1 pseudogene is annotated in these 859 nt (G+C 49.3%); it reads right to left on the reverse strand.

Annotated features, from left to right (window positions below):
* A pseudogene (locus CIK04_RS29125) lies at positions 1-859 on the reverse strand (ATP-dependent DNA helicase DinG); the annotation flags it as partial.

Raw genomic sequence — 859 nt, forward strand, 5'->3', positions numbered from 1 at the left:
CAGGCAGATGCAACTCTGCTTGGTTTTGATAATCGAAAGGTGAGGCCAAAGCAAGAAATTGGACTCCCGATTCCTCACGCATATCAATGCCTGCTTGATGACAGAATATTGAATGAGTTCAGTGCTCTCATGGTTGCAGAAACCAACCAATGCGCCGACGCAGCGACTCCAGATTGTGTCAGGCTGCCAGCCTACCTCTAAAGGAGAGACACTGACGATAACGTCACCTTCGCGATCCGGATGTTTTTCAAGCCAGCGAGCAAGAGGCGCACCTTTCTCACGGGTCGGCTCTGCCATCAATCGCCACACTTGTGAAAGATTTTCAGTTCGTTGAATATAGAAACCCAGTTCCGCCAAAGCGGGCTCGGCAGTTTTTGCTGAAAGTTCACCATCTTTAACACGTTCGGCGACGAGATCGGCAATTTTAGCGACCGCCTGATGGCTTCTGGCTGAAATTTGAGCTCTTTGCCTGCTCTTCTAGCCAAGAAGGGAGTTGGCCATGCTCAAATCGATAGGTGCCTTCCTCAAAACTCGCTGGGTCGAACTGTTTTGCGAGCTGTAGTAAAGAGGGAATCACCACTTGCACGGATTCTTGAAGTTCATTGCGAAAGCGACTAACGCGTTTTTATCCGCCAAGGCTGCAAACTTGCTGCTGTTTTGGTTTAAGCGTTCGAGCCATGCAGCTGCACCTTTTAGGCTTGAAGCAGCAGAGGCATGATCTCGTGCGAACGTGGGGAAGATGATGCGCTTCATACAAAAAMCGTAAATGGTGTTTTCCGGTTCAGACAGAATAACACCGCCGCCTAAGTCTGCATCAGCCATGACCAAACTGTGATTGGCAATAATGACATCGTGCTTG

The sequence above is a fragment of the Vibrio sp. 03_296 genome, from assembly GCF_002265885.1.